The sequence below is a fragment of the Dietzia cercidiphylli genome, from assembly GCF_014145145.1.
GTDB lineage: Bacteria > Actinomycetota > Actinomycetes > Mycobacteriales > Mycobacteriaceae > Dietzia > Dietzia natronolimnaea.
The window spans coordinates 1-4323 of record NZ_JAALEA010000295.1 but is presented as its reverse complement, the minus strand read 5'-3'; the positions used below and the strand labels follow the sequence as shown (position 1 = coordinate 4323).

Annotated in this window: 3 protein-coding genes; all 3 read left to right on the top strand. The window is 70.2% G+C overall.

Annotated elements, in window-relative coordinates; translation table 11 throughout:
* The coding region (locus G6028_RS11065) for a replication-associated recombination protein A (protein WP_182653543.1) at positions 1 to 1323 on the top strand (1323 nt) is incomplete at its 5' end.
* 38 nt (positions 1324 to 1361) lie between these two features.
* On the top strand, positions 1362 to 1571 hold the full coding sequence (locus G6028_RS11060) for a hypothetical protein (RefSeq protein ID WP_182638762.1): 210 nt from the start codon (positions 1362 to 1364) through the stop codon (positions 1569 to 1571).
* Positions 1572 to 1735: 164 nt separating this feature from the next.
* Positions 1736 to 4323, top strand: a 2588-nt coding sequence (gene alaS / locus G6028_RS11055) for an alanine--tRNA ligase (protein WP_182658873.1), incomplete at its 3' end; no start/stop codon positions are given.

Sequence of the window (4323 nt, the reverse complement as noted above, 5' to 3'; positions counted from 1 at the left end):
GGGGACGCGGGGCCGGGCCCGGAGGAGGGGGCGGCTCCGCCGCCGGTCGACCCGTCGGCCCCGCTGGCCGTGCGGATGAGGCCGCGCACGCTGGACGAGGTGGTCGGACAGCAGCACCTGCTCCGCGCCAACTCGCCGTTGCGACGACTCGTCGAGGGCCGGGGAGGGTCCTCGGTGATCCTCTACGGGCCGCCCGGGACGGGCAAGACGACGCTGGCCAACCTCGTGGCCACCTCGTCCGGTCGGCACTTCGTGGCGCTGTCCGCCCTGAGCGCCGGGGTCAAGGACGTCCGTGCGGTGATCGAGGACGCGCGGACACGCCAGATCCACGGCCGGCGCACAGTGTTGTTCATCGACGAGGTCCACAGGTTCTCCAAGAGCCAGCAGGACGCGCTCCTCGCCGCGGTGGAGAACGGCATCGTGCTCCTGGTGGCCGCGACCACGGAGAACCCGCACTTCTCGGTGATCGCCCCGCTGCTGAGCCGTTCTCTCATCGCCGAACTGCAGGGGCTGGACCAGGCGGGGGTCGCCACGGTGATCCGGCGCGCCGTGGCGGATGAGCGGGGTTACGCGGGGGCGCTCGAGGTGACCGACGCCGCGGTGGAGGACATCGTCCGGCTCTCCGGCGGGGACGCCCGCCGGAGCCTGACGATCCTGGAGGCCGCCGCGGGAGCCGCCGAGGACGACGTGGTGACCCCGGAGACGGTCGAGCTGAGCCTGGACGCGGCCCCGGTCCGTTATGACCGGGACGGGGATCAGCACTATGACGTCACGAGCGCGTTCATCAAGTCGATCCGCGGGTCGGACGCCGACGCGGCCCTGCACTACCTCGCGCGGATGTTGGTGGCGGGGGAGGACCCCCGGTTCATCGCGCGGCGCCTGGTGGTGCACGCGAGCGAGGACATCGGGATGGCGGATCCCACCGCACTGCTCGCCGCCTCCGCCGCGGCGGAGGTCGTGCAGAAGGTGGGGCTGCCCGAATGCCGACTCGCCCTGGCCCAGGCCACCATCCATCTGGCGACCGCGCCCAAGTCCAACGCGGTGATCTCCGCGATCGACGCGGCGATGGCGGATGTCCGCGCCGGGGGAGTCGGTGAGGTCCCCCGGCACCTCCGGGACGGCCACTACGCCGGGGCCAAGGGGCTGGGCAACGGAGTCGGCTACCTCTACGCGCACCAGTCCCCGGCCGGGGTGGTCACACAGCAGTACCCTCCCGACGAGCTCGTGGGTCGGGACTACTACGCGCCCGCCGGCCACGGACACGAACGAGAACTGGCCGCCAGGCTGACCCGGCTGCGAACGATTGTCCGGGGGAAGACCTAGCCGCCCCCGCCCGGATATGTGAAACTCATGAGGCCTGTATGAACACGAGCAACATCCAGGTATCCATGGACGCAAGCACTCTCGGAGGAATCATGAGCGGAATCGCCAGCATCTTCTCGACCCTGGTCGGCGTGGCCACCTCGGTCGGCGTGTGGGGGACCGGCGCGCACAGCCTGGGGCTGCTTCCCCAGGAGGCGTTCATCACCGCGGCCAACTTCGGCATCATCCTGCCCCCGATGCCGCGCTGACACACCACCTCTTCTCGAGCCGGTCCACGGGCACGGGCCCCGCACGCGGGGTCCGTGCCCGTGTCGTCTGCGGGCTCCCGCGGTCCGTTCCTCGATCCCCGGGGGCGCGCCGGTAGGCTGGGCAGTCGTCCGACCACCTCCGTAGACCACCAGTGAGGCCCCCTGTGCAGACCCATGAGATCCGGCGCCGATTCCTCGACCACTTCGTCAGGGCCGGTCACGCCGAGGTCCCCAGCGCATCACTGGTCCTGGACGACCCGAACCTGTTGTTCGTCAACGCCGGGATGGTCCCCTTCAAGCCCTACTTCCTCGGCCAGGAGACCCCGGAGCACGCCACCGCGACCTCCATCCAGAAGTGCGTGCGCACCCTCGACATCGAGGAGGTGGGCATCACCACGCGCCACAACACCTTCTTCCAGATGGCGGGTAACTTCTCGTTCGGCGACTACTTCAAGGAGGGGGCGATCCGCCAGGCGTGGTCGCTGCTCACCTCGTCCCTGGACGACGGGGGTTTCGGTATCGACCCGGGGCTGCTGTGGGTCACCGTGTATCTCGACGACGACGAGGCCTACGGCATCTGGCGCGACGTGGTCGGCATCCCCGAGGGTCGCATCCAACGCCGCGGCATGGCGGACAACTACTGGTCCATGGGCGTCCCCGGGCCCTGCGGTCCGTGCTCTGAGATCTTCTACGATCGCGGACCGGAGTACGGGGTCGAGGGCGGACCGGAGGCGGACGAGGACCGCTACATCGAGATCTGGAACCTCGTGTTCATGCAGAACGAGCGCGGTGAGGGCACCGGCAAGGACGCGTTCGAGATCCTGGGCCCGCTACCCAAGCAGAACATCGACACCGGGATGGGGATCGAGCGCGTCGCGTTCCTGCTCCAGGGCGTCGAGAACGTCTACGAGACCGATCTGCTCCGCCCGGTGATCGACACCGCCGAGCGGCTCTCCGGCACCAGGTACGGGGTGGACAACGCCTCCGACGTCCGCTTCCGGGTGATCGCGGACCACGCGCGGACGGCGTACATGCTCATCTCCGACGGCGTGACCCCCGGCAACGAGGGGCGCGGGTACATCCTGAGGCGGCTGCTTCGGCGCATCGTCCGGTCCGTCCGACTCCTGGGCGCGACCGGTGACACGATGGCCGAGCTCATGGCCACCGTGAAGGAGGCGATCGGCCCGTCCTTCCCCGAGACGATCGCCGGCTACGAGCGCATCGAGCGCATCGCCGTGGCCGAGGAGGTCGCCTTCCTCAAGACCCTCGAGTCGGGAACCCAACTCTTCGAGCGTGCCGCCGAGGACGCCAGGGCCTCCGGCGCGGCGGTGCTCACCGGCCGCCAGGCGTTCGCCCTGCACGACACGCACGGTTTCCCGATCGACCTCACCCTCGAGATGGCCTCCGAGGCCGGACTGCAGGTCGACGAGGAGGGCTTCCGCTCCCTCATGTCCGAGCAGCGCGCCAGGGCCAAGGCCGACTCGCGGTCCAAGAAGCACGCCCACGCCGACCTGTCGGTGTACCGCGACTTCCTCGACGCCGGTGAGACCGTCTTCACCGGCTTCACCGAACTCACCGACGAGTCCACCCTCCTGGGCATCGTCTCCGGCGGAGAGGCCGTCCACGTCGCGCGCGAGGGAGACGCGGTGGAGTTCGTGCTCGACCGCACACCGTTCTACGCCGAGTCCGGTGGCCAGCTCGGTGACCGCGGGATGATCTCCACCGCTGGTTTCCAGATGCAGGTCGACGACGTGCAGAAGATCGGGAAGAAGCTCTGGATCCACAAGGGCGTCCTCACGGGCGGCGAGGTCGAGGCCGGCCAGCTCGTCACCGCGGCCGTCGACCCGGAGTGGCGCAAGGGGGCCACTCAGGGCCACTCGGCCACCCACCTCGTGCACGCCGCACTTCGTCAGATCCTCGGACCGGAGGCCGTCCAGGCCGGCTCGCTCAACAAGCCGGGGTACATGCGGTTCGACTTCAACTGGTCGGGTTCCATCCCGGCGGACGTCCTCGCGCAGGTCGAGGAGATCACCAACGCCGCCGTCGACGCCGACTACGGCGTGAACACGATCGAGACCAGCCTCGACGAGGCCCGGCGGATGGGCGCGATGGCGTTGTTCGGGGAGAACTACGGGTCGTTGGTCCGGGTGGTGGAGATCGGCGGACCGTTCTCGATGGAACTGTGCGGAGGCACCCACGTGTCCAGTTCCGCGCAGATCGGCCCGGTGAGTCTGCTGGGCGAGGCCTCGGTCGGATCGGGTATCCGGCGCGTGGAGGCGTACGTCGGGATGGACGCCTACCGGCACCAGGCCCGTGAGCGCGCTCTCGTGTCGGGCCTGGCCACCTCGCTCAAGGCGCCCGCCGACGAACTGCCCGACCGGGTGGCCGCGCTGACCGCGAAGCTGCGGGAGGCTGAGAAGGCACTGGAGTCGATGCGTGCCGCCCAGCTCGCCTCGCGGGCCGGGGACCTGCTCTCGGCGGCCGAGGACCTCGACGGGATCCGGGTGCTCGCCCACGACGTCCCGGGGGGAGCGGCGGGCGACCTGCGTACCCTCGCGTCCGACCTCAAGGGCCGACTCGGTGGGGATGCCGGTGTCATCTTCCTCACCGCCGGGGGCTCGGAGAAGGTGCCGTTCGTCATCGCGGTGAGCCCCGCCGCCCAGGAGCGCGGCCTCCGCGCGGGCGATCTGGTCAGGGCCATCTCGCCGGCGCTCGGGGCGAGGGGCGGCGGCAAGCCGGACATGGCGCAGGG